30 protein-coding genes are annotated in these 18,734 nt (G+C 66.9%); 26 read left to right on the forward strand and 4 right to left on the reverse strand.

Annotated features, from left to right (window positions below):
- The first annotated feature begins 305 nt into the window (after positions 1-305).
- The 4 genes from rpsL to tuf all read left to right on the forward strand — a co-directional run bounded on the left by rpsL (position 306) and on the right by tuf (position 4,666).
- Entirely contained in the window at positions 306-677 is a 372-nt protein-coding gene (gene rpsL / locus ACIRQ9_RS03995) for a 30S ribosomal protein S12 (RefSeq protein ID WP_003948652.1), read from the forward strand.
- Positions 678-679: 2 nt separating this feature from the next.
- A complete protein-coding gene (gene rpsG, locus ACIRQ9_RS04000) occupies positions 680-1,150 on the forward strand; it encodes a 30S ribosomal protein S7 (RefSeq protein ID WP_007384059.1) in 471 nt (156 codons plus the stop codon).
- 39 nt (positions 1,151-1,189) lie between these two features.
- Positions 1,190-3,316 carry an elongation factor G gene (fusA, locus tag ACIRQ9_RS04005; RefSeq protein WP_404166896.1) on the forward strand — a complete coding sequence of 709 codons (2,127 nt, stop codon included), beginning with the start codon at positions 1,190-1,192 and terminating at the stop codon, positions 3,314-3,316.
- Positions 3,317-3,472: 156 nt separating this feature from the next.
- A complete protein-coding gene (gene tuf / locus ACIRQ9_RS04010) occupies positions 3,473-4,666 on the forward strand; it encodes an elongation factor Tu (RefSeq protein ID WP_351693772.1) in 1,194 nt (397 codons plus the stop codon).
- A 100-nt stretch (positions 4,667-4,766) separates the two neighbouring features.
- Here the strand turns inward: tuf and ACIRQ9_RS04015 are convergent, their stop codons facing one another.
- Positions 4,767-4,988: a hypothetical protein gene (locus ACIRQ9_RS04015; protein ID WP_404166898.1), complete on the reverse strand. Its 222-nt coding sequence runs from the start codon at positions 4,986-4,988 to the stop codon at positions 4,767-4,769.
- 213 nt (positions 4,989-5,201) lie between these two features.
- A complete protein-coding gene (locus ACIRQ9_RS04020; RefSeq protein ID WP_404166900.1) occupies positions 5,202-6,044 on the reverse strand; it encodes an FkbM family methyltransferase in 843 nt (280 codons plus the stop codon).
- Positions 6,045-6,309: 265 nt separating this feature from the next.
- On the opposite strand from ACIRQ9_RS04020, the gene ACIRQ9_RS04025 reads away from it, so the two are divergent.
- Together ACIRQ9_RS04025 and ACIRQ9_RS04030 are read left to right on the forward strand one after the other, a co-directional pair.
- On the forward strand, positions 6,310-7,185 hold the full coding sequence (locus ACIRQ9_RS04025; RefSeq protein ID WP_404166902.1) for a helix-turn-helix domain-containing protein: 876 nt from the start codon (positions 6,310-6,312) through the stop codon (positions 7,183-7,185).
- The gene (locus ACIRQ9_RS04030) at positions 7,182-7,406 is read left to right on the forward strand and encodes a DUF397 domain-containing protein (protein WP_404166904.1); all 225 of its coding nucleotides are present in this window, start codon (positions 7,182-7,184) and stop codon (positions 7,404-7,406) included. Before ACIRQ9_RS04025 ends, ACIRQ9_RS04030 begins: the two co-directional genes overlap by 4 nt.
- A gap of 81 nt (positions 7,407-7,487) precedes the next feature.
- Here ACIRQ9_RS04030 and ACIRQ9_RS04035 read toward each other — a convergent pair whose 3' ends face one another.
- The gene (locus ACIRQ9_RS04035) at positions 7,488-7,832 is read right to left on the reverse strand and encodes a hypothetical protein (protein WP_404166906.1); all 345 of its coding nucleotides are present in this window, start codon (positions 7,830-7,832) and stop codon (positions 7,488-7,490) included.
- A gap of 78 nt (positions 7,833-7,910) precedes the next feature.
- Here ACIRQ9_RS04035 and ACIRQ9_RS04040 point away from each other — a divergent pair, with 78 nt between their 5' ends.
- A complete protein-coding gene (locus ACIRQ9_RS04040; protein ID WP_404166908.1) occupies positions 7,911-8,558 on the forward strand; it encodes a hypothetical protein in 648 nt (215 codons plus the stop codon).
- Between the two features lie 43 nt (positions 8,559-8,601).
- On the opposite strand, the gene ACIRQ9_RS04045 is transcribed toward ACIRQ9_RS04040, so the two are convergent.
- A complete protein-coding gene (locus tag ACIRQ9_RS04045; protein ID WP_404166910.1) occupies positions 8,602-9,102 on the reverse strand; it encodes a nuclear transport factor 2 family protein in 501 nt (166 codons plus the stop codon).
- A 159-nt stretch (positions 9,103-9,261) separates the two neighbouring features.
- Here ACIRQ9_RS04045 and ACIRQ9_RS04050 point away from each other — a divergent pair, with 159 nt between their 5' ends.
- The 19 genes from ACIRQ9_RS04050 to rplR all read left to right on the forward strand — a co-directional run bounded on the left by ACIRQ9_RS04050 (position 9,262) and on the right by rplR (position 18,730).
- Positions 9,262-9,576, forward strand: a complete 315-nt coding sequence (locus ACIRQ9_RS04050) for a hypothetical protein (RefSeq protein ID WP_404166912.1) — start codon at positions 9,262-9,264, stop codon at positions 9,574-9,576.
- Between the two features lie 673 nt (positions 9,577-10,249).
- Positions 10,250-10,558 carry a 30S ribosomal protein S10 gene (gene rpsJ / locus ACIRQ9_RS04055; RefSeq protein ID WP_003948644.1) on the forward strand — a complete coding sequence of 103 codons (309 nt, stop codon included), beginning with the start codon at positions 10,250-10,252 and terminating at the stop codon, positions 10,556-10,558.
- A 17-nt stretch (positions 10,559-10,575) separates the two neighbouring features.
- Complete coding sequence (gene rplC / locus ACIRQ9_RS04060) at positions 10,576-11,220, forward strand: 50S ribosomal protein L3 (protein WP_351318159.1); 645 nt, start codon at positions 10,576-10,578, stop codon at positions 11,218-11,220.
- Between the two features lie 7 nt (positions 11,221-11,227).
- Positions 11,228-11,884 carry a 50S ribosomal protein L4 gene (gene rplD / locus ACIRQ9_RS04065; RefSeq protein ID WP_351318161.1) on the forward strand — a complete coding sequence of 219 codons (657 nt, stop codon included), beginning with the start codon at positions 11,228-11,230 and terminating at the stop codon, positions 11,882-11,884.
- On the forward strand, positions 11,884-12,303 hold the full coding sequence (gene rplW / locus ACIRQ9_RS04070) for a 50S ribosomal protein L23 (protein WP_404166915.1): 420 nt from the start codon (positions 11,884-11,886) through the stop codon (positions 12,301-12,303). Before rplD ends, rplW begins: the two co-directional genes overlap by 1 nt.
- 38 nt (positions 12,304-12,341) lie before the next feature.
- Entirely contained in the window at positions 12,342-13,178 is an 837-nt protein-coding gene (rplB, locus tag ACIRQ9_RS04075; RefSeq protein WP_189268841.1) for a 50S ribosomal protein L2, read from the forward strand.
- Between the two features lie 12 nt (positions 13,179-13,190).
- Positions 13,191-13,472, forward strand: a complete 282-nt coding sequence (rpsS, locus tag ACIRQ9_RS04080) for a 30S ribosomal protein S19 (RefSeq protein WP_003992359.1) — start codon at positions 13,191-13,193, stop codon at positions 13,470-13,472.
- 44 nt (positions 13,473-13,516) lie between these two features.
- On the forward strand, positions 13,517-13,864 hold the full coding sequence (rplV, locus tag ACIRQ9_RS04085) for a 50S ribosomal protein L22 (RefSeq protein WP_003974262.1): 348 nt from the start codon (positions 13,517-13,519) through the stop codon (positions 13,862-13,864).
- Positions 13,864-14,691, forward strand: a complete 828-nt coding sequence (gene rpsC, locus ACIRQ9_RS04090) for a 30S ribosomal protein S3 (RefSeq protein ID WP_093499641.1) — start codon at positions 13,864-13,866, stop codon at positions 14,689-14,691. Before rplV ends, rpsC begins: the two co-directional genes overlap by 1 nt.
- A gap of 5 nt (positions 14,692-14,696) precedes the next feature.
- Positions 14,697-15,116, forward strand: a complete 420-nt coding sequence (gene rplP / locus ACIRQ9_RS04095; RefSeq protein ID WP_030788270.1) for a 50S ribosomal protein L16 — start codon at positions 14,697-14,699, stop codon at positions 15,114-15,116.
- Positions 15,116-15,340 (forward strand): 50S ribosomal protein L29, encoded by a 225-nt coding sequence (rpmC, locus tag ACIRQ9_RS04100; protein ID WP_018564811.1) that lies wholly within the window; start codon positions 15,116-15,118, stop codon positions 15,338-15,340. Before rplP ends, rpmC begins: the two co-directional genes overlap by 1 nt.
- On the forward strand, positions 15,340-15,627 hold the full coding sequence (gene rpsQ, locus ACIRQ9_RS04105; RefSeq protein ID WP_404166918.1) for a 30S ribosomal protein S17: 288 nt from the start codon (positions 15,340-15,342) through the stop codon (positions 15,625-15,627). Before rpmC ends, rpsQ begins: the two co-directional genes overlap by 1 nt.
- A gap of 100 nt (positions 15,628-15,727) precedes the next feature.
- Complete coding sequence (rplN, locus tag ACIRQ9_RS04110) at positions 15,728-16,096, forward strand: 50S ribosomal protein L14 (RefSeq protein ID WP_003992364.1); 369 nt, start codon at positions 15,728-15,730, stop codon at positions 16,094-16,096.
- 2 nt (positions 16,097-16,098) lie between these two features.
- The gene (gene rplX, locus ACIRQ9_RS04115; RefSeq protein WP_030967306.1) at positions 16,099-16,422 is read left to right on the forward strand and encodes a 50S ribosomal protein L24; all 324 of its coding nucleotides are present in this window, start codon (positions 16,099-16,101) and stop codon (positions 16,420-16,422) included.
- The gene (rplE, locus tag ACIRQ9_RS04120) at positions 16,422-16,979 is read left to right on the forward strand and encodes a 50S ribosomal protein L5 (protein WP_093499638.1); all 558 of its coding nucleotides are present in this window, start codon (positions 16,422-16,424) and stop codon (positions 16,977-16,979) included. The genes rplX and rplE overlap by 1 nt, the downstream gene beginning before the upstream one ends.
- A gap of 5 nt (positions 16,980-16,984) precedes the next feature.
- Complete coding sequence (locus ACIRQ9_RS04125) at positions 16,985-17,170, forward strand: type Z 30S ribosomal protein S14 (protein WP_003948630.1); 186 nt, start codon at positions 16,985-16,987, stop codon at positions 17,168-17,170.
- 210 nt (positions 17,171-17,380) lie between these two features.
- Positions 17,381-17,779, forward strand: a complete 399-nt coding sequence (gene rpsH, locus ACIRQ9_RS04130; RefSeq protein ID WP_030420829.1) for a 30S ribosomal protein S8 — start codon at positions 17,381-17,383, stop codon at positions 17,777-17,779.
- A 24-nt stretch (positions 17,780-17,803) separates the two neighbouring features.
- The gene (rplF, locus tag ACIRQ9_RS04135) at positions 17,804-18,343 is read left to right on the forward strand and encodes a 50S ribosomal protein L6 (RefSeq protein WP_404166921.1); all 540 of its coding nucleotides are present in this window, start codon (positions 17,804-17,806) and stop codon (positions 18,341-18,343) included.
- Positions 18,344-18,346: 3 nt separating this feature from the next.
- Positions 18,347-18,730, forward strand: a complete 384-nt coding sequence (gene rplR, locus ACIRQ9_RS04140) for a 50S ribosomal protein L18 (RefSeq protein WP_089099426.1) — start codon at positions 18,347-18,349, stop codon at positions 18,728-18,730.
- Positions 18,731-18,734: the final 4 nt, after the last annotated feature.

The following is an 18,734-nucleotide window of genomic DNA, read 5'->3' on the forward strand; positions in this document are numbered from 1 at the left end:
GTCGGCGGGTTTCGTGGTACCTCGGAGGCCTCGGCAAAACCGCAGGTCAGGGCGTTCACGATCGGCCGCGCTTCTTTTGTTTTGACCGAAGTGATTGCGCTGGGTACGCTCAGACCTTGTGCCTGGGGTGTGCCCTGATCCTCGTGCGTGCCTTCAAACCGCACCTGAGTGACGAAGCGGCCACCGCGATCCGCGCCCCCTTCTGCCATTCGGCAGGAGTCCGCGGACTCCGACACACCCGACCGCGTGGGTCGGTGGCGTTCCAGGTTAGCTTCACCATTCGGCACACAGAAACCGGAGAAGTAGTGCCTACGATCCAGCAGCTGGTCCGCAAGGGCCGGCAGGACAAGGTCGAGAAGAACAAGACGCCCGCACTCGAGGGTTCCCCTCAGCGCCGTGGCGTCTGCACGCGTGTGTTCACGACCACCCCGAAGAAGCCGAACTCGGCCCTGCGTAAGGTCGCGCGTGTGCGTCTGACCAGCGGTATCGAGGTCACTGCTTACATTCCGGGTGAGGGACACAACCTGCAGGAGCACTCCATCGTGCTCGTGCGCGGCGGCCGTGTGAAGGACCTGCCCGGTGTTCGCTACAAGATCATCCGCGGCTCGCTCGACACCCAGGGTGTCAAGAACCGCAAGCAGGCCCGCAGCCGCTACGGCGCCAAGAAGGAGAAGTAAGAATGCCTCGTAAGGGCCCTGCCCCGAAGCGCCCGGTCATCATCGACCCGGTCTACGGTTCTCCTCTTGTCACGTCGCTCATCAACAAGGTGCTGCTGAACGGCAAGCGCTCCACCGCCGAGCGCATCGTGTACGGCGCCATGGAGGGCCTGCGCGAGAAGACCAGCAACGACCCGGTCATCACGCTCAAGCGCGCGCTGGAGAACATCAAGCCCACGCTTGAGGTCAAGTCCCGCCGTGTCGGTGGCGCCACCTACCAGGTGCCGGTCGAGGTCAAGCCCGGCCGCGCCAACACCCTGGCGCTGCGCTGGCTGGTCGGCTACTCCCGCGCCCGTCGCGAGAAGACCATGACCGAGCGTCTGCTCAACGAGCTTCTCGACGCTTCGAACGGCCTCGGTGCGGCCGTCAAGAAGCGCGAGGACACCCACAAGATGGCCGAGTCCAACAAGGCCTTCGCGCACTACCGCTGGTAGTCGCTACCCACATCGAGACCGAGAGAAGACTGAAGCCTTATGGCTACCACTTCACTTGACCTGGCCAAGGTCCGCAACATCGGGATCATGGCCCACATCGACGCGGGCAAGACGACCACTACCGAGCGGATCCTGTTCTACACCGGCGTGTCGTACAAGATCGGCGAGGTTCACGACGGCGCCGCCACCATGGACTGGATGGAGCAGGAGCAGGAGCGTGGCATCACGATCACCTCTGCTGCCACCACCTGTCACTGGCCGCTGGAAGACGTCGACCACACGATCAACATCATCGACACCCCGGGCCACGTCGACTTCACCGTCGAGGTGGAGCGTTCGCTCCGCGTGCTCGACGGTGCCGTGACGGTGTTCGACGGCGTCGCTGGTGTCGAGCCCCAGTCCGAGACCGTCTGGCGTCAGGCGGACCGCTACGGCGTGCCGCGTATCTGCTTCGTCAACAAGCTCGACCGGACCGGTGCCGAGTTCCACCGCTGCGTGGACATGATCAAGGACCGTCTGGGCGCGCAGCCGATCGTCATGCAGCTCCCGATCGGTGCCGAGGCCGACTTCCAGGGCGTCGTGGACCTGGTCCGCATGAAGGCGCTCGTGTGGTCCGCCGAGGCCACCAAGGGTGAGATGTACGACGTCGTCGACATCCCGGCCACGCACACCGAGGCTGCCGAGGAGTACCGCGGCAAGCTGCTGGAGGCCGTCGCCGAGAACGACGAAGAGATCATGGAGCTGTACCTGGAGGGCGAGGAGCCCTCCGAGGAGCAGCTGTACGCCGCGATCCGTCGTATCACCATCGCGTCCGGCAAGTCCAAGGACATCACGGTCACCCCGGTGTTCTGTGGTACCGCGTTCAAGAACAAGGGCGTTCAGCCCCTGCTCGACGCGGTCGTGCGCTACCTGCCCTCCCCCCTTGACGTCGAGGCCATCGAGGGCCACGACGTGAAGGACCCGGAGGTCGTCGTCAAGCGCAAGCCGTCCGACGACGAGCCGCTGTCCGCGCTCGCGTTCAAGATCATGAGCGACCCGCACCTCGGCAAGCTCACCTTCGTCCGGGTCTACTCGGGCCGCCTGGAGTCCGGCACCGCCGTGCTGAACTCCGTCAAGGGCAAGAAGGAGCGCATCGGCAAGATCTACCGCATGCACGCGAACAAGCGTGAGGAGATCGAGTCGGTGGGCGCCGGCGACATCATCGCCGTCATGGGTCTGAAGCAGACCACGACCGGTGAGACGCTGTGCGACGACAAGCAGCCGGTGATCCTGGAGTCCATGGACTTCCCGGCGCCGGTCATCCAGGTCGCCATCGAGCCCAAGTCGAAGGGCGACCAGGAGAAGCTGGGCGTCGCGATCCAGCGCCTGGCCGAGGAGGACCCGTCCTTCCAGGTCCACTCGGACGAGGAGACCGGCCAGACCATCATCGGTGGTATGGGTGAACTGCACCTCGAGGTGCTGGTCGACCGTATGCGCCGTGAGTTCAAGGTCGAGGCCAACGTCGGCAAGCCGCAGGTCGCCTACCGTGAGACGATCCGCAAGGCCGTCGAGCGCGTGGACTACACCCACAAGAAGCAGACCGGTGGTACCGGTCAGTTCGCCAAGGTGCAGATCGCGATCGAGCCCATCGAGAGCGGCGACGCCTCGTACGAGTTCGTGAACAAGGTGACCGGTGGCCGCATCCCGAAGGAGTACATCCCTTCGGTGGACGCCGGTGCGCAGGAGGCCATGCAGTTCGGCATCCTCGCCGGCTACGAGATGACGGGCGTCCGCGTCACGCTTCTCGACGGCGCCTACCACGAGGTCGACTCCTCCGAGCTCGCGTTCAAGATCGCCGGTTCGCAGGCCTTCAAGGAGGCCGCGCGCAAGGCGTCCCCCGTGCTCCTCGAGCCGATGATGGCCGTCGAGGTCACCACGCCCGAGGACTACATGGGTGAGGTCATCGGCGACATCAACTCCCGCCGTGGTCAGATCCAGGCCATGGAGGAGCGGGCCGGTGCCCGCGTCGTGAAGGGCCTCGTGCCCCTCTCGGAGATGTTCGGTTACGTCGGCGACCTGCGCAGCAAGACGTCCGGCCGGGCCAGCTACTCCATGCAGTTCGACTCCTACGCCGAGGTTCCGCGGAACGTCGCCGAGGAGATCATCGCGAAGGCCAAGGGCGAGTAACGCACCGCGCTACGACGCTTTAGGCTTGACCCCGGAGCCTCACGGGTCGTTCCTCCGCATTCGCGGCGGAATGACCCGGGGCCCGGGAACCAACAGCAAAGATCACCTGGCGCCGATCGAATCAAGGCGTACAGAACCACTCCCAGGAGGACCCCCGTGGCGAAGGCGAAGTTCGAGCGGACTAAGCCGCACGTCAACATCGGCACCATCGGTCACATCGACCACGGTAAGACGACCCTCACGGCCGCCATTACCAAGGTGCTGCACGACGCGTACCCGGACCTGAACGAGGCCACCGCGTTCGACAACATCGACAAGGCGCCCGAGGAGCGCCAGCGCGGTATCACCATCTCCATCGCGCACGTCGAGTACCAGACGGAGACCCGTCACTACGCCCACGTCGACTGCCCCGGTCACGCGGACTACATCAAGAACATGATCACCGGTGCCGCGCAGATGGACGGCGCGATTCTCGTCGTCGCCGCCACCGACGGTCCGATGCCGCAGACCAAGGAGCACGTGCTCCTGGCCCGCCAGGTCGGCGTGCCGTACATCGTCGTCGCCCTGAACAAGGCCGACATGGTGGACGACGAGGAGATCCTGGAGCTCGTCGAGCTCGAGGTCCGTGAGCTCCTCTCCGAGTACGAGTTCCCGGGCGACGACCTGCCGGTCGTCAAGGTCTCCGCGCTCAAGGCCCTTGAGGGCGACGCCGAGTGGACCCAGTCCGTCCTCGACCTGATGAAGGCCGTCGACGAGTCCATCCCGGAGCCCGAGCGTGACGTCGACAAGCCGTTCCTGATGCCGATCGAGGACGTCTTCACGATCACCGGTCGTGGCACCGTCGTCACCGGTCGTATCGAGCGTGGTGTCCTCAAGGTCAACGAGACCGTCGACATCATCGGCATCAAGACCGAGAAGACCACCACCACGGTCACCGGCATCGAGATGTTCCGCAAGCTGCTCGACGAGGGCCAGGCCGGTGAGAACGTCGGTCTGCTCCTCCGTGGCATCAAGCGCGAGGACGTCGAGCGCGGCCAGGTCATCATCAAGCCGGGTTCGGTCACGCCGCACACCGAGTTCGAGGCGACCGCGTACATCCTGTCCAAGGACGAGGGTGGCCGTCACACGCCGTTCTTCAACAACTACCGCCCGCAGTTCTACTTCCGTACCACGGACGTGACCGGCGTCGTGACCCTCCCCGAGGGCACCGAGATGGTCATGCCGGGCGACAACACCGACATGAAGGTGGAGCTGATCCAGCCCATCGCCATGGAGGAGGGCCTGAAGTTCGCCATCCGTGAGGGTGGTCGCACGGTGGGCGCCGGCCAGGTCACCAAGATCAACAAGTGATCTCGGCCCGCAAGGGCTGACCAGGCAGGTCTCTGAGGGGCCCGTACGACTCCGGTCGTACGGGCCCTTCGGCATGCCAGGACACCGCGGCCGCGGATGCTCAGCACCCGCGCCGGAGCAGGGCGACGGCCCGGTCCAAGGCCGAGTCCCGGCCCTTCGCGACCTCCTCCGCGGTGAAGACCGGTTCACTGATCCGGCGCGGGATTCCGGTGCCGTCGAAGGTGCGGCCGGTCCGGGTGAGGCGTAGAGCGGACCGGGTGGTGTCCGCGCGCACCAGCGGGCGGTAGCGCTCGCGGACGGCACGCCGGCGGACCTCCGCCACCGGCCCGGGCGTGCGGACCGCCCGCGGCCCCCGCCGCGGCCAGGACCAGGGCACAGGCCACGCTTTTGACGGTGACACGGCGACACGGCGACGCACGCTCACGACGAAGTCCTTCCCCCACGCGAGTTCGCTTCCGACGTTCACGGTGCCGGACGCGGCCCGGCCCCGACTATCCGGGAGACAGGTGGGCGAGGGCGGGGGCGGTGGGCGGCCTCAGGCGCGCGGGGCGAAGAGCAGGTTGCGGGTGTGCGGGGGCCGGGGCTCGCGCCAGTGCACCGGGGTGCCGTCGGCCTCGGTGATCCAGTAGGCGTCGTAGCCGAGCGGTTCGAACTCGGCGAACAGCTCGTCCAGGGAGGCGTCGACCAGGGCCTCGACGACCAGGAACGGCCGGTCGCGCTTGAGCACCTGGCGGGCCCCGCCCAGCACCGACATCTCGTGGCCCTCCACGTCGATCTTGACGAGGTCCAGCCTGGTGTCGGCGAACACCTCGTCCAGCGTGACGAGTTGGATGCGCTTGAGCTGCGCGTCGGGAGCCGCGCCCTCCAGCGTCGAGCCGGTCGACAGCAGATTCCCGGAGAACCGGACGCTGATGTCGGCCCAGCCGGGCTCGCTGGAGACGCCGGCCTGGTGGAGCCTGACGTTCTGGACGCCGTTCGAGCGCACGTTCACGGAGAGCCGGGAGTGGATCTGGTCGACCGGCTCGAAGGAGTGCACCTTCGCCTTCGGGTTCGCGTGCGCGGCGATCATCGAGAAGTAGCCGACATGCGCGCCGACGTCCGCGATCGTCGCGCTCCGCGCCGCCAGCCGGGACCAGGTGGCGAGGGTGCCCGGCTCGTAGCCGAACGTCCCGTTCCACAGGGTGTCCATGGCCACCGCGTCGTCGTTCACGCAGAACATCACGAACGGCGGACAATGCGGCGAATCGATCTCCACGAAGCCGCGGTACGGGAATTTCTTGCGGTGCACGCGGATGATGTCGCCGGTGGCCACGGGCCTGACCGATGGCGCGTGGGCCAGCATGCGGGCATTGGCTGCTTCGACCTCGGAAATGCGCATTGGGCGATGGTAGAGCCAGGGTCAGAAATTGTCACAGGGTGCGGAAACATTGCGTAAGGCCTGCTGGCGGGCGGGGTGAATTTGTTATTCGACTTCCCAACCATTTCGAATAACGTGGAATTAACCTTCCCTTTCCCGGGACGGCCGGGGTCTCTCGGCGGGTGGAGATTTCCCGGTTTCCGTCACTCAGCGTATCCGCGTGTGCGTACCGTGTACGGACGGCGGTGCGTTGCCGCGGCACGGTCGTACGACGGAGGGGTGCGGGATGAGCGTGGACGGCGCGGTGGAGCCGCTCAGGAACGAGGCGGACGAGCCGGGTTGGGAGGTGGAGCCCGACGACGAGTGGGGCGTCGCGGTGATCGCCACCGTCGGGCGCCAGCTGAAGCTGCGACGCGAGGCCGTGGGCCTGCGGGCCGCCGAGTTCGGTGAGCAGGTCGGGTACGGCGAGGACATGGTCTACAAGATCGAGGGCGGAAAACGGATTCCGCGCCCGGAGTATCTGGACCGGGCGGACGAGGTGCTGGGAGCGGGCGGGCTGCTCGCGGCGATGAAGGAGGACGTGGGCCGGGTCCGCTATCCCAAGAAGGTGCGCGACCTGGCGGAGCTGGAGGCGAGGGCGGTCGAGCTGCAGCTCTACGATCCGCTGCATGTCCACGGCCTGTTGCAGACTCCCGAGTACGCCCGCGGACTGCTCCTCATGCGCCGGCCGGCGTACAGCGGTGACGAGGTGGAGCGGTACGTCGCGGCGCGCGTGGCGCGCAAGGCCGTCTTCGAACGGGACCCGGCGCCCGAACTCAGCTTCGTCCTGGAGGAATGGACACTACGGCGTCCGCTCGGTGGCCGTGCGGCCCTCCGGCGGCAGCTGGAACACCTGCTGGAGACGGCGCAGCGGCGGAACGTCGAGTTGCAGGTGATGCCGATGGAACGGGAGGAGCACGCCGGGGTCGACGGGGGGATCGAGGTACTGAAGTCGGAGGACGGTTCGGCGGTGGGGCGTTCGCCGGCCGTGGCGGCCGGGCGGCCGGTGTCCGATCCGAAGCATCTCCGTATCCTTGAACTCCGGTACGGCATCATCCGGGCGCAGGCACTCACACCGCGTGAGTCGACGGCCTTCATCGAACAACTGCTGGGGGAGACATGATCCGTAAGACCACGGCCGGGGCCGTCTCCGGTCTGGCATGGTTCAAGAGCAGCTACAGCAGCGGCAGCGAAGGCGACTCCTGCGTCGAGGTGGCCACCACAGCCGACACCGTCCACATCCGCGACTCCAAGAACCCGCCCGCCGACGGCCCCCGCCTCGCGGTCCCGGCGGCCACCTGGACCGCGTTCCTCTCCTCCGCGGCCCTGACCGGCGGCGAGTGAGGTACGCCCGGGGGAGTGGTGGTGAGCGGCCCGGCGCCCCTGTGGTGCGCCGGGTAGGCGCGACGGGCCCGCGGCCGTCGGCTATTCAGCCTTCGGCTGCCCGCCGCCCTGCTGTTGGCCCTCCGGCCGTACCGCGTCCTTCGCCTTCTTCGCGAGGTCGTCGTCCAGCTTCTTGAACTCGCGGACCACGGTGTCGGACATGTCGGCGAGCGAGTCGATCTGCTTGGTGATGTCCTCGCGGCCGTCGTGCCAGTTGGACTCGAAGTCGTCGAGGGCGTCGTAGACCGTGCCGCTGCCGACGTCGTCCCGGTAGGACTCGAACATCTTCTTGGTGTGGTCGAGACGCTCCTTGATGGAACGCAGCTTGCGGCCGTAGTCCTCCAGCTCGCTCAGCGGTATCGCGAGGTCGCTCTTGCCTGTGCCCATGTGGCCGTCCCCCGTCCGCGCATCTCGTACTCTGGCCGCACCGTATATCAGATCACCGGAACGGGGACGACGTACACCATGGCCCGCTACATGGAGACGCTCACGATCGAGCGCGGCGGATTCCGGATCAAGGTGCCCGAGTCGTGGTGGGAGTTCGACGTCCGGCCGGAGTCGCGCGACGACTCGATCCGGCGGATGGTGAACGAGCGGGTGGCCCAGTACCCGGAGCTGGCGCCGTACCGGGACACCTACGTCGGCTTCCTGCGCAAGTCCGCCGCGGACGCGTGGAAGTCCGGTGCGCTGTACTGCGGTTGCATGGCCGAGAGCTTCGGCGGGGACACCCCGATCACGGGTTCCGTGACGGTGTCGCTGGTCGGCGGCCGCACCCGCGAGGGCGCGCCGCTGTCCAACGACCCGGCCGCCATCGCCGCCCAGCTCGCGCCGAAGGAGGCGCACCGGGAGGGCGACTCCTGGCGCAAGGTGACGACCGTCGACATCCCGGGCGTCGGCCCCGCCGCGCGCACCTACGGCATCGAGGACATCCCGGTCCCCGAGGACAGCCTGGGCCGTACGATCCGCGCGGTCCTGATGCAGACGTTCGTCCCGGTGCCCGGCCAGGAGGGCAAGGTCGCACTGATCGCCGGCAGCAGCCAGGTCCTGGACCTGGCGGACTCCTTCTTCGACATCTTCGACGCGATCACGTCGACGTTCCGCTTCGCGGACTGAGCGCACGGGGTGCCCACGGAGGGCGGTTCCGTGCCCGGGGCGATCACGGCATGACGTTCTCGCGCATGAACCGGGGGGCCTCGGCGGGACCGGCCATGGGCAGGTCGGCGGCGGTGATCAGCCCGGCCTGGGCGAGCAGGGCAGCCTGGTCCCAGTAGATCCGCTCGCTTGCCATCAGGTCGCCGCGGAACCTCACGACGACCACCAGCGCCACGTCCAGGGTGCGTCCGGTCGCGGGCAGCCCCGGCAGCAGGAACGGGATCTCCTGGTCGTGCGTCATCCGCATGACGAGTTCCTCGACGATGACGTCCCGGCCCACCGACCGGTCCGCCGTCTCCATCGTGGTGTCCCGCGGAATGCCGGGAATGAAGACGTCGCGGTAGTAGTCCCGCAGGCGGTCCTTGCCGAAGCCGCCGCTCATCGTCGGCAGATGCATCACGCTCGCGTCGTCGACCATGGTGGACACCGCCAGGTCGGCGTCCCTGGCGACGAACTCGTACTCGGTGTGCCGCTCCCACAGCGCGACCATGTCCTCTTGCTGCATGCCGTCCTCTCCTTCCGGGACCTGTCCCGGCCCGCCAACGAGCACCACCGGGGGCAGGATGCGCTTCAGCCGGCCGCCTTCACCTCGAACAGCCGTTCCTTGTAAGTTCGCGTGTGCACAGGCGGGTTGACGGGGCGTACGCGGCGGGGGTTGCGGGTTATGGCGGGGTACCGGCCGGCGGACTGGCAGCCACTCGATCTGGACCGGGATCCGACGCCCGGCGACCCGTACCGGGTCCGCACGCTCGCCTCCCAGTTGCACGCGTTCGCCGATGACGTGTCGGTCGGACGGATCGCACATGAGGTGGAGACCGGTGTCCTCGCCGGACGACTCGCCCGACTGGACGGTGACCGGACGCAGGGCATCGACTCCATCGAGCAGCGGGCCTGGAGCCTGGGGAACCGGTTGCTGCTCGTCGGCGCGGTCCAGGACGACACGGAACTCCCGGTAAGGGTCGACGCGGTCGTTTCGTGAACCCGGGAGGAGTGAGTAACGGCGTGATGTCCGCTGTGCCGCGGAATCCGGCGGTGCACCGGCTCCTGCCGGGCCTGAGCGACCACGAGACGCCGCGTCCGGACGGCGCCGGCCAGAGCGGGCTCATGCGGTGGCGGCGGAGCGGGGACGACGGGGACCGGCCGATCGGGCTGCCCGCGTTCCGGCTGCCCCGGTTCCCGCGCGCCGTCCGGTGGAACGGCCGGGTTCTGACCCCGCCCCGCTCGGCCCTGTGTTTGACCTACGTCACCCTGGGGGTATTCTCTCCGGCTCGATTGGCCAGCCCCCTGTCGCGTATGGCAGACTAGCGGGGTTGCTCGGTCGAGTGTTGATGCTGCGCGCCTCCCGCCGGGAGGACCGGAAGCGAGTCCCACAGTACTCGTCGTCCTAACTGCCCCACGGCAGCACTGGGACGGACGTACGGGAATCTTTCGGGAAGCAAGGTGCGGCACCGACCAGGCACCCGGTGGGCCTTCCGCCCCCGGCCTGCGGTTCCGGAAGGGCCGTGCGCATTCCCCACAGGGATGTTCGAACAAGGGGCATCTGTGTCAGCGGGAGAGCGACACGCCCGACCGCGTGGGTCGGAGACGCGAAGGCAGCAGGAGGAATCCACCGGGTTCCGGAGCGTAAGAAGAGACAGGACTACTGAGTAGCCATGGCGGGACAGAAGATCCGCATCCGGCTCAAGGCCTACGACCACGAGGTCATCGACTCATCGGCGAAGAAGATCGTCGAGACGGTGACCCGCACTGGTGCGTCGGTCGCGGGCCCGGTGCCGCTGCCCACTGAGAAGAACGTGTACTGCGTCATCAAGTCGCCGCACAAGTACAAGGACTCGCGCGAGCACTTCGAGATGCGCACGCACAAGCGCCTGATCGACATCCTCGACCCGACGCCCAAGACCGTTGACTCTCTGATGCGACTCGACCTCCCGGCCGGTGTCGACATCGAGATCAAGCTCTGAGGGCCGGTGATCTGAGAATGGCTAAGCAGATCAAGGGCATCCTGGGCGAGAAGCTCGGCATGACGCAGGTGTGGGACGAGAACAACCGTGTCGTCCCGGTCACCGTCGTCAAGGCCGGCCCGAACATCGTCACCCAGGTCCGCACGAACGACGTCGACGGCTACGAGTCCGTCCAGCTCGCCTTCGGCGAGATCGACCCGCGCAAGGTGAACAAGCCCCTCAAGGGTCACTTCGCGAAGGCCGACGTCACCCCCCGTCGTCACCTCGTCGAGATCCGGACGGCCGACGCCACCGAGTACACCCTCGGTCAGGAAGTCACCGCCGAGGTCTTCGAGGCCGGCGTGAAGGTCGACGTCACCGGCAAGAGCAAGGGCAAGGGCTTCGCCGGTGTCATGAAGCGTCACAACTTCAAGGGCCTCGGCGCCGGTCACGGCACCCAGCGCAAGCACCGCTCTCCCGGTTCCATCGGTGGCTGCGCCACCCCGGGCCGCGTGTTCAAGGGCCTCCGCATGGCGGGTCGCATGGGCAACGAGCGGGTCACCACCCAGAACCTGACCGTCCACGCCGTTGACGCGGAGAAGGGTCTGCTGCTCATCAAGGGCGCGGTTCCCGGTCCGAACGGCGGCCTCGTCCTGGTCCGCACCGCGGCCAAGGGGGCCTGAGGTACCGATGAGCACTGTTGACATCCTTTCGCCTGCCGGCGAGAAGACCGGTAGCGTCGAGCTCCCCGCGGAGATCTTCGGCGTGGAGAAGGTCAGCATTCCGCTGATCCACCAGGTCGTCGTCGCGCAGAACGCTGCTGCCCGCCAGGGCACGCACAAGACCAAGACCCGTGGCGAAGTCCGTGGTGGTGGCAAGAAGCCGTACCGCCAGAAGGGCACCGGCCGCGCCCGTCAGGGCTCGACCCGCGCCCCGCAGTTCGCCGGCGGTGGCGTCGTCCACGGCCCGCAGCCGCGTGACTACTCGCAGCGCACCCCGAAGAAGATGAAGGCTGCCGCTCTGCGTCACGCCCTCACCGACCGGGCGCGCCACAACCGCATCCACGTCGTCACCGGCGTGATCGAGGGCGAGAACCCCAGCACCAAGGCCGCTCGCACGCTGTTCGGCAAGATCTCGGAGCGCAAGAACCTGCTCCTGGTCGTCGACCGCGCCGACGAGGCCGCGTGGCTGTCCGCCCGCAACCTGCCCCAGGTCCACATCCTGGAGCCGGGCCAGCTGAACACGTACGACGTGATCGTCTCGGACGACGTGGTCTTCACCCAGGCCGCTTTCGAGTCCTTCGTCGCCGGCCCGAAGGCCAACGACACCGAAGGGACCGAGGTCTGATGGCCATCCGTCACCCGAGCATCGCCTCGAAGGCTGCCAAGGCCGCCAAGGTCGCGCGCGTCGCCAAGGCGCGCCGTCACGCCGCCGAGGGCAAGAACACCGTCGAGACCCCGCTGAGCAAGTCCTTCACGGACCACCGTGACGTGCTGCTCAAGCCGGTCGTCTCGGAGAAGAGCTACGCGCTCCTCGACGAGGGCAAGTACACGTTCATCGTCGCCCCGGGCGCCAACAAGACCCAGATCAAGCAGGCCGTCCAGGCGGTCTTCGACGTCAAGGTCACCGGGGTCAACACCCTCAACCGCCAGGGCAAGCGCAAGCGCACCAAGACCGGTTTCGGTCAGCGCGCGGGCTCCAAGCGCGCGATCGTGACCCTCGCCGAGGGCGACCGTATCGACATCTTCGGCGGTCCGACCGCGTAAGCGGGTCGGATCGTCCGATATCGGACGAGGACTGAGAAATGGGAATCCGCAAGTACAAGCCGACTACGCCGGGCCGTCGTGGCGCCAGCGTCGCCGACTTCGTCGAGGTCACGCGGTCCACGCCGGAGAAGTCGCTGGTCCGCCCGCTGCACAGCAAGGGCGGCCGTAACAACGCCGGTCGTGTGACCGTTCGCCACCAGGGTGGCGGACACAAGCGCGCCTTCCGAGTGATCGACTTCCGTCGTCACGACAAGGACGGCGTGCCGGCGAAGGTCGCGCACATCGAGTACGACCCCAACCGCACCGCGCGCATCGCGCTGCTGCACTACGCGGACGGCGAGAAGCGCTACATCCTCGCCCCGCGCAACCTGCAGCAGGGCGACACCGTGGAGAACGGCCCCGGGGCCGACATCAAGCCGGGCAACAACCTGGCCCTCCGCAACATCCCGGTCGGTACCACGATCCACGCGATCGAGCTCCGTCCCGGCGGTGGCGCCAAGTTCGCCCGTTCCGCGGGTGCCTCGGTGCAGCTGCTCGCCCGTGAGGGCGCCATGGCGACCCTCCGTATGCCGTCCGGCGAGATCCGCATGGTGGACGCGCGCTGCCGCGCCACCGTCGGTGAGGTCGGCAACGCCGAGCAGTCGAACATCAACTGGGGCAAGGCCGGCCGCAAGCGGTGGCTGGGCGTTCGCCCGACCGTCCGTGGTGTCGTGATGAACCCGGTCGACCACCCGCACGGTGGTGGTGAGGGCCGGACGTCCGGTGGTCGTCACCCTGTCTCCCCGTGGGGCAAGAAGGAAGGTCGTACTCGTTCGCCCAAGAAGGCGTCGAACAAGTACATCGTCCGCCGCCGCAAGACGAACAAGAAGCGTTAAGGACTGGTTGAGATGCCTCGTAGCTTGAAGAAGGGGCCCTTCGTCGACGACCACCTGATCAAGAAGGTGGACGCCCAGAACGAAGCCGGCACCAAGAACGTCATCAAGACCTGGTCCCGTCGCTCCATGATCGTCCCGGCCATGCTGGGTCACACGCTCGCGGTGCACAACGGCAAGACCCACATCCCGGTGTTCGTCACCGAGTCGATGGTCGGTCACAAGCTCGGCGAGTTCTCGCCGACGCGTACCTTCCGGGGTCACGTCAAGGACGACCGGAAGTCGAAGCGCCGCTAGCAGCGGATCGCATTCAGACACGTAAGTAACTGAGAGGGACAACCATGGAAGCCAGGGCCCAGGCGCGGTACATCCGCGTTACGCCCATGAAGGCCCGCCGCGTGGTGGACCTTATCCGTGGCATGGATGCCACGGAGGCTCAGGCTGTTCTGCGATTCGCTCCGCAGGCAGCCTCCGTGCCGGTCGGCAAGGTGCTCGACAGCGCCATCGCCAACGCCGCGCACAACTACGACCACACCGACGCCGACAGCCTCTTCATCTCCGAGGCGTACGTCGACGAGGGTCCGACCCTGAAGCGGTTCCGGCCGCGCGCCCAGGGCCGTGCCTACCGGATCCGCAAGCGGACCAGCCACATCACCGTGGTCGTCAGCAGCAAGGAAGGAACCCGGTAATGGGCCAGAAGGTTAACCCGCATGGGTTCCGGCTCGGTGTCACCACGGACTTCAAGTCCCGGTGGTACGCCGACAAGCTGTACAAGGACTACGTCAAGGAAGACGTCGCCATCCGTCGGATGATGACGTCCGGCATGGAGCGCGCCGGCATCTCGAAGGTCGAGATCGAGCGCACCCGCGACCGTGTGCGTGTGGACATCCACACCGCGCGTCCGGGCATCGTCATCGGCCGCCGTGGCGCCGAGGCCGACCGCATCCGCGGCGACCTCGAGAAGCTCACGGGCAAGCAGGTCCAGCTGAACATCCTCGAGGTCAAGAACCCCGAGACGGACGCTCAGCTCGTGGCCCAGGCCGTCGCCGAGCAGCTCTCCTCCCGCGTCTCCTTCCGCCGTGCCATGCGCAAGAGCATGCAGTCGGCGATGAAGGCCGGCGCCAAGGGCATCAAGATCCAGTGCGGCGGCCGCCTCGGCGGCGCCGAGATGTCCCGCTCGGAGTTCTACCGCGAGGGCCGCGTGCCCCTGCACACCCTCCGCGCGAACGTGGACTACGGCTTCTTCGAGGCCAAGACGACCTTCGGCCGCATCGGTGTGAAGGTCTGGATCTACAAGGGCGACGTCAAGAACATCGCCGAGGTCCGCGCCGAGAACGCCGCAGCCCGCGCCGGCAACCGCCCGGCCCGTGGCGGTGGCGCTGGTGACCGCCCGGCCCGTGGTGGCCGTGGTGGCGAGCGGCGCGGTCGCAAGCCGCAGCAGGCTCCCGCTGCCGAGGCCCCCCAGGCCGAGGCCGCCGCCGCTCCGGCTGCTGAGAGCACCGGAACGGAGGCCTGACCGACATGCTGATCCCCCGTAGGGTCAAGCACCGCAAGCAGCACCACCCCAAGCGGCGTGGTGAGGCCAAGGGCGGTACCACGGTCGCGTTCGGCGAGTACGGCATCCAGGCCCTCACGCCGGCGTACGTGACCAACCGCCAGATCGAGGCCGCTCGTATCGCCATGACCCGCCACATCAAGCGTGGCGGCAAGGTCTGGATCAACATCTACCCGGACCGCCCGCTCACGAAGAAGCCTGCCGAGACCCGCATGGGTTCCGGTAAGGGTTCTCCGGAGTGGTGGATCGCGAACGTGCACCCGGGCCGGGTCATGTTCGAGCTGTCCTACCCCAACGAGAAGATCGCCCGTGAGGCCCTGACTCGCGCAGCCCACAAGCTGCCGATGAAGTGCCGGATCGTCAAGCGCGAGGCAGGTGAAGCGTGATGTCGGCCGGTACCAAGGCGTCCGAGCTGCGCGAGCTGGGCAACGAGGAGCTTCTTGGCAAGCTCCGCGAGGCCAAGGAAGAGCTGTTCAACCTCCGCTTCCAGGCGGCCACGGGTCAGCTCGAAAACCACGGCCGTCTCAAGGCGGTCCGCAAGGACATCGCGCGGATCTACACCCTGATGCGCGAGCGTGAGCTGGGCATCGAAACGGTGGAGAACGCCTGATGAGCGAGAACAATGTGACTGAGAACAACGAAGCGCGCGGCAGCTTCCGCAAGACCCGCGAGGGTCTCGTCGTCAGCGACAAGATGGACAAGACCGTCGTCGTCGCCGTCGAGGACCGCGTCAAGCACGCGCTGTACGGCAAGGTCATCCGCCGTACGAACAAGCTCAAGGCGCACGACGAGCAGAACGCCGCGGGCGTCGGCGACCGTGTCCTCCTCATGGAGACCCGGCCGCTGTCCGCCACGAAGCGGTGGCGCATCGTCGAGATCCTCGAGAAGGCCAAGTAATCCTCCTGCGGGGCATCCCTCGCAGGACAGTTCCGCCAGGCTCCGGGGTCCGTTCTTCTGAACGGCCCCCGGGGAACCGGCAGACACACAGGAGATAGACGTGATCCAGCAGGAGTCGCGACTGCGCGTCGCCGACAACACTGGTGCGAAGGAAATCCTTTGCATCCGTGTGCTCGGTGGCTCCGGTCGCCGCTACGCGGGCATCGGTGACGTCATCGTCGCCACCGTCAAGGACGCGATCCCCGGCGGCAACGTGAAGAAGGGTGACGTCATCAAGGCGGTCATCGTTCGCACCGTCAAGGAGCGCCGCCGTCCGGACGGCTCGTACATCCGCTTCGACGAGAACGCCGCCGTCATTCTCAAGAACGACGGTGACCCTCGCGGCACCCGCATCTTCGGCCCGGTCGGGCGTGAGCTGCGCGAGAAGAAGTTCATGAAGATCATCTCGCTGGCTCCGGAGGTGCTGTAAGCATGAAGATCAAGAAGGGCGACCTGGTCCAGGTCATCACCGGTAAGGACAAGGGCAAGCAGGGCAAGGTCATCGCGGCCTACCCCCGCGAGGACCGTGTCCTGGTCGAGGGTGTCAACCGGGTCAAGAAGCACACCAAGGCCGGTCCGACCGCTCGCGGTTCGCAGGCCGGCGGCATCGTCACCACCGAGGCGCCCGTCCACGTCTCCAACGTCCAGCTGGTCGTTGAGAAGGACGGCAACAAGGTTGTCACGCGTGTCGGTTACCGCTTCGACGACGAAGGCAACAAGATCCGCGTTGCCAAGCGGACGGGTGAGGACATCTGATGGCTACCACCACTGCTCCGCGTCTGAAGCTGAAGTACCGCGAGGAGATCGCGGGCAAGCTGCGTGACGAGTTCAAGTACGAGAACGTCATGCAGATCCCCGGCCTCGTCAAGATCGTGGTCAACATGGGTGTCGGCGACGCCGCCCGTGACTCGAAGCTGATCGAGGGCGCGATCCGCGACCTGACCACCATCACCGGTCAGAAGCCGGCCGTCACCAAGGCCCGCAAGTCCATCGCGCAGTTCAAGCTGCGTGAGGGTCAGCCGATCGGTGCCCACGTCACGCTCCGTGGCGACCGCATGTGGGAGTTCCTGGACCGCACCCTGTCGCTCGCGCTGCCGCGCATCCGCGACTTCCGTGGTCTGTCCCCCAAGCAGTTCGACGGCCGTGGCAACTACACCTTCGGTCTCACGGAGCAGGTCATGTTCCACGAGATCGACCAGGACAAGATCGACCGCACCCGGGGTATGGACATCACCGTGGTGACCACGGCGACCAACGACGCTGAGGGCCGCGCGCTCCTTCGTCACCTCGGCTTCCCGTTCAAGGAGGCGTGAGCGAGATGGCGAAGAAGGCTCTGATTGCCAAGGCTGCTCGCAAGCCGAAGTTCGGTGTGCGTGGCTACACCCGCTGCCAGCGCTGTGGCCGCCCGCACTCCGTGTACCGCAAGTTCGGCCTGTGCCGCGTGTGCCTTCGTGAGATGGCTCACCGTGGCGAGCTGCCGGGCGTGACCAAGAGCTCCTGGTAGTCCCCGCTTTTAGGGACTCCCGAAGCTCTCGGTAAGCAATGGGCGTGTCAGGGGCCCACCCTTCCATGGCTTAGGCTTGGAGGGTTGGGCGCCTGACGCCCCGTACGACTTACTACGCCGTAGGTCCACCGCACCGCACCCGCCTCGTCTCGGATCGAGGAGAGGGATGGGCACCTGGAAACCCCGGCGAGAGAGGCCGAAGGCCAATTCATGACCATGACTGATCCGATCGCAGACATGCTTACGCGTCTGCGGAACGCGAACTCGGCATACCACGACTCCGTGACGATGCCGGCGTCGAAGATCAAGTCTCACATCGCGGAGATCCTCCAGCAGGAGGGCTTCATCACGGGCTGGAAGGTCGAGGACGCCGAAGTCGGCAAGAACCTCGTCCTGGACCTGAAGTTCGGTCCCAACCGTGAGCGCTCCATCGCGGGCATCAAGCGCATCTCCAAGCCCGGTCTCCGGGTTTACGCGAAGTCCACCAACCTGCCGAAGGTGCTCGGCGGCCTGGGCGTGGCGATCATCTCCACGTCGCACGGGCTCCTCACCGACAAGCAGGCCGGCAAGAAGGGCGTAGGCGGAGAAGTCCTCGCCTACGTCTGGTAGCAGAAGGGAACGGAGGAAACAGCTATGTCGCGCATCGGCAAGCTCCCCATCGCGGTTCCCGCCGGCGTGGACGTCACCATCGACGGCCGCACGGTGAAGGTCAAGGGCCCCAAGGGCGAGCTGACCCACACCGTCGTGGCTCCGATCGACATCGCCAAGGGCGAGGACGGCACTCTCGCGGTGACCCGCCCCAACGACGAGCGTCAGAGCAAGGCCCTGCACGGCCTGTCCCGCACGCTGGTGGCGAACATGATCACCGGCGTGACCCAGGGTTACGTGAAGAAGCTCGAGATCAGCGGTGTCGGTTACCGCGTGACCGCCAAGGGCTCGAACCTCGAGTTCGCGCTCGGTTACAGCCACCCGATCGTCGTCGAGGCCCCCGAGGGCATCAGCTTCAAGGTCGAGAACCCCACCCGGTTCTCGGTCGAGGGCATCGACAAGCAGAAGGTCGGCGAGGTTGCGGCCAACATCCGCAAGCTGCGCAAGCCCGACCCGTACAAGGCCAAGGGCGTCAAGTACGAGGGCGAAGTCATCCGCCGCAAGGTCGGAAAGGCGGGTAAGTAAGCCATGGCATACGGACAGAAGATCCTCAAGGGCGACGCCTACAAGCGCGCCGCGATCAAGCGCCGTCACATCCGGATCCGTAAGAACATTTCCGGTACGGCGGAGCGTCCCCGTCTGGTCGTTACCCGCTCCAACCGCCACATCGTGGCCCAGGTGATCGACGACATCAAGGGTCACACCCTGGCGTCGGCGTCCACGCTGGACACCTCGGTCCGTGGTGGCGAGGGTGACAAGTCCGCGCAGGCCAAGCAGGTCGGCGCCCTGGTCGCCGAGCGTGCCAAGGCCGCCGGTGTCGAGGCCGTGGTGTTCGACCGTGGTGGCAACCAGTACGCCGGGCGCATCGCCGCCCTGGCGGACGCCGCCCGCGAAGCCGGGCTCAAGTTCTGAGCCG

The organism is Streptomyces sp. NPDC101237 (genome assembly GCF_044767465.1).
Classification (GTDB): domain Bacteria; phylum Actinomycetota; class Actinomycetes; order Streptomycetales; family Streptomycetaceae; genus Streptomyces; species Streptomyces gramineus.

Excerpts from the sequence above, each read along its gene's own strand:
- rpsG (WP_007384059.1), top strand. The coding sequence starts at position 680 with ATGCCTCGTAAGGGCCCTGCCCCGAAGCGCCCGGTCATCATCGACCCG.
- fusA (WP_404166896.1), top strand. The coding sequence starts at position 1,190 with ATGGCTACCACTTCACTTGACCTGGCCAAGGTCCGCAACATCGGGATC.
- ACIRQ9_RS04020 (WP_404166900.1), bottom strand. The coding sequence starts at position 6,044 with ATGCGCATTTCCGAGGTCGAAGCAGCCAATGCCCGCATGCTGGCCCAC.
- ACIRQ9_RS04025 (WP_404166902.1), top strand. The coding sequence starts at position 6,310 with ATGAGCGTGGACGGCGCGGTGGAGCCGCTCAGGAACGAGGCGGACGAG.
- ACIRQ9_RS04030 (WP_404166904.1), top strand. The coding sequence starts at position 7,182 with ATGATCCGTAAGACCACGGCCGGGGCCGTCTCCGGTCTGGCATGGTTC.
- ACIRQ9_RS04035 (WP_404166906.1), bottom strand. The coding sequence starts at position 7,832 with ATGGGCACAGGCAAGAGCGACCTCGCGATACCGCTGAGCGAGCTGGAG.
- ACIRQ9_RS04040 (WP_404166908.1), top strand. The coding sequence starts at position 7,911 with ATGGCCCGCTACATGGAGACGCTCACGATCGAGCGCGGCGGATTCCGG.
- ACIRQ9_RS04045 (WP_404166910.1), bottom strand. The coding sequence starts at position 9,102 with ATGCAGCAAGAGGACATGGTCGCGCTGTGGGAGCGGCACACCGAGTAC.
- ACIRQ9_RS04050 (WP_404166912.1), top strand. The coding sequence starts at position 9,262 with ATGGCGGGGTACCGGCCGGCGGACTGGCAGCCACTCGATCTGGACCGG.
- rpsJ (WP_003948644.1), top strand. The coding sequence starts at position 10,250 with ATGGCGGGACAGAAGATCCGCATCCGGCTCAAGGCCTACGACCACGAG.
- rplC (WP_351318159.1), top strand. The coding sequence starts at position 10,576 with ATGGCTAAGCAGATCAAGGGCATCCTGGGCGAGAAGCTCGGCATGACG.
- rplD (WP_351318161.1), top strand. The coding sequence starts at position 11,228 with ATGAGCACTGTTGACATCCTTTCGCCTGCCGGCGAGAAGACCGGTAGC.
- rplW (WP_404166915.1), top strand. The coding sequence starts at position 11,884 with ATGGCCATCCGTCACCCGAGCATCGCCTCGAAGGCTGCCAAGGCCGCC.
- rplB (WP_189268841.1), top strand. The coding sequence starts at position 12,342 with ATGGGAATCCGCAAGTACAAGCCGACTACGCCGGGCCGTCGTGGCGCC.
- rpsS (WP_003992359.1), top strand. The coding sequence starts at position 13,191 with ATGCCTCGTAGCTTGAAGAAGGGGCCCTTCGTCGACGACCACCTGATC.
- rplV (WP_003974262.1), top strand. The coding sequence starts at position 13,517 with ATGGAAGCCAGGGCCCAGGCGCGGTACATCCGCGTTACGCCCATGAAG.
- rpsC (WP_093499641.1), top strand. The coding sequence starts at position 13,864 with ATGGGCCAGAAGGTTAACCCGCATGGGTTCCGGCTCGGTGTCACCACG.
- rplP (WP_030788270.1), top strand. The coding sequence starts at position 14,697 with ATGCTGATCCCCCGTAGGGTCAAGCACCGCAAGCAGCACCACCCCAAG.
- rpmC (WP_018564811.1), top strand. The coding sequence starts at position 15,116 with ATGTCGGCCGGTACCAAGGCGTCCGAGCTGCGCGAGCTGGGCAACGAG.
- rpsQ (WP_404166918.1), top strand. The coding sequence starts at position 15,340 with ATGAGCGAGAACAATGTGACTGAGAACAACGAAGCGCGCGGCAGCTTC.
- rplX (WP_030967306.1), top strand. The coding sequence starts at position 16,099 with ATGAAGATCAAGAAGGGCGACCTGGTCCAGGTCATCACCGGTAAGGAC.
- rplE (WP_093499638.1), top strand. The coding sequence starts at position 16,422 with ATGGCTACCACCACTGCTCCGCGTCTGAAGCTGAAGTACCGCGAGGAG.
- ACIRQ9_RS04125 (WP_003948630.1), top strand. The coding sequence starts at position 16,985 with ATGGCGAAGAAGGCTCTGATTGCCAAGGCTGCTCGCAAGCCGAAGTTC.
- rpsH (WP_030420829.1), top strand. The coding sequence starts at position 17,381 with ATGACCATGACTGATCCGATCGCAGACATGCTTACGCGTCTGCGGAAC.
- rplF (WP_404166921.1), top strand. The coding sequence starts at position 17,804 with ATGTCGCGCATCGGCAAGCTCCCCATCGCGGTTCCCGCCGGCGTGGAC.
- rplR (WP_089099426.1), top strand. The coding sequence starts at position 18,347 with ATGGCATACGGACAGAAGATCCTCAAGGGCGACGCCTACAAGCGCGCC.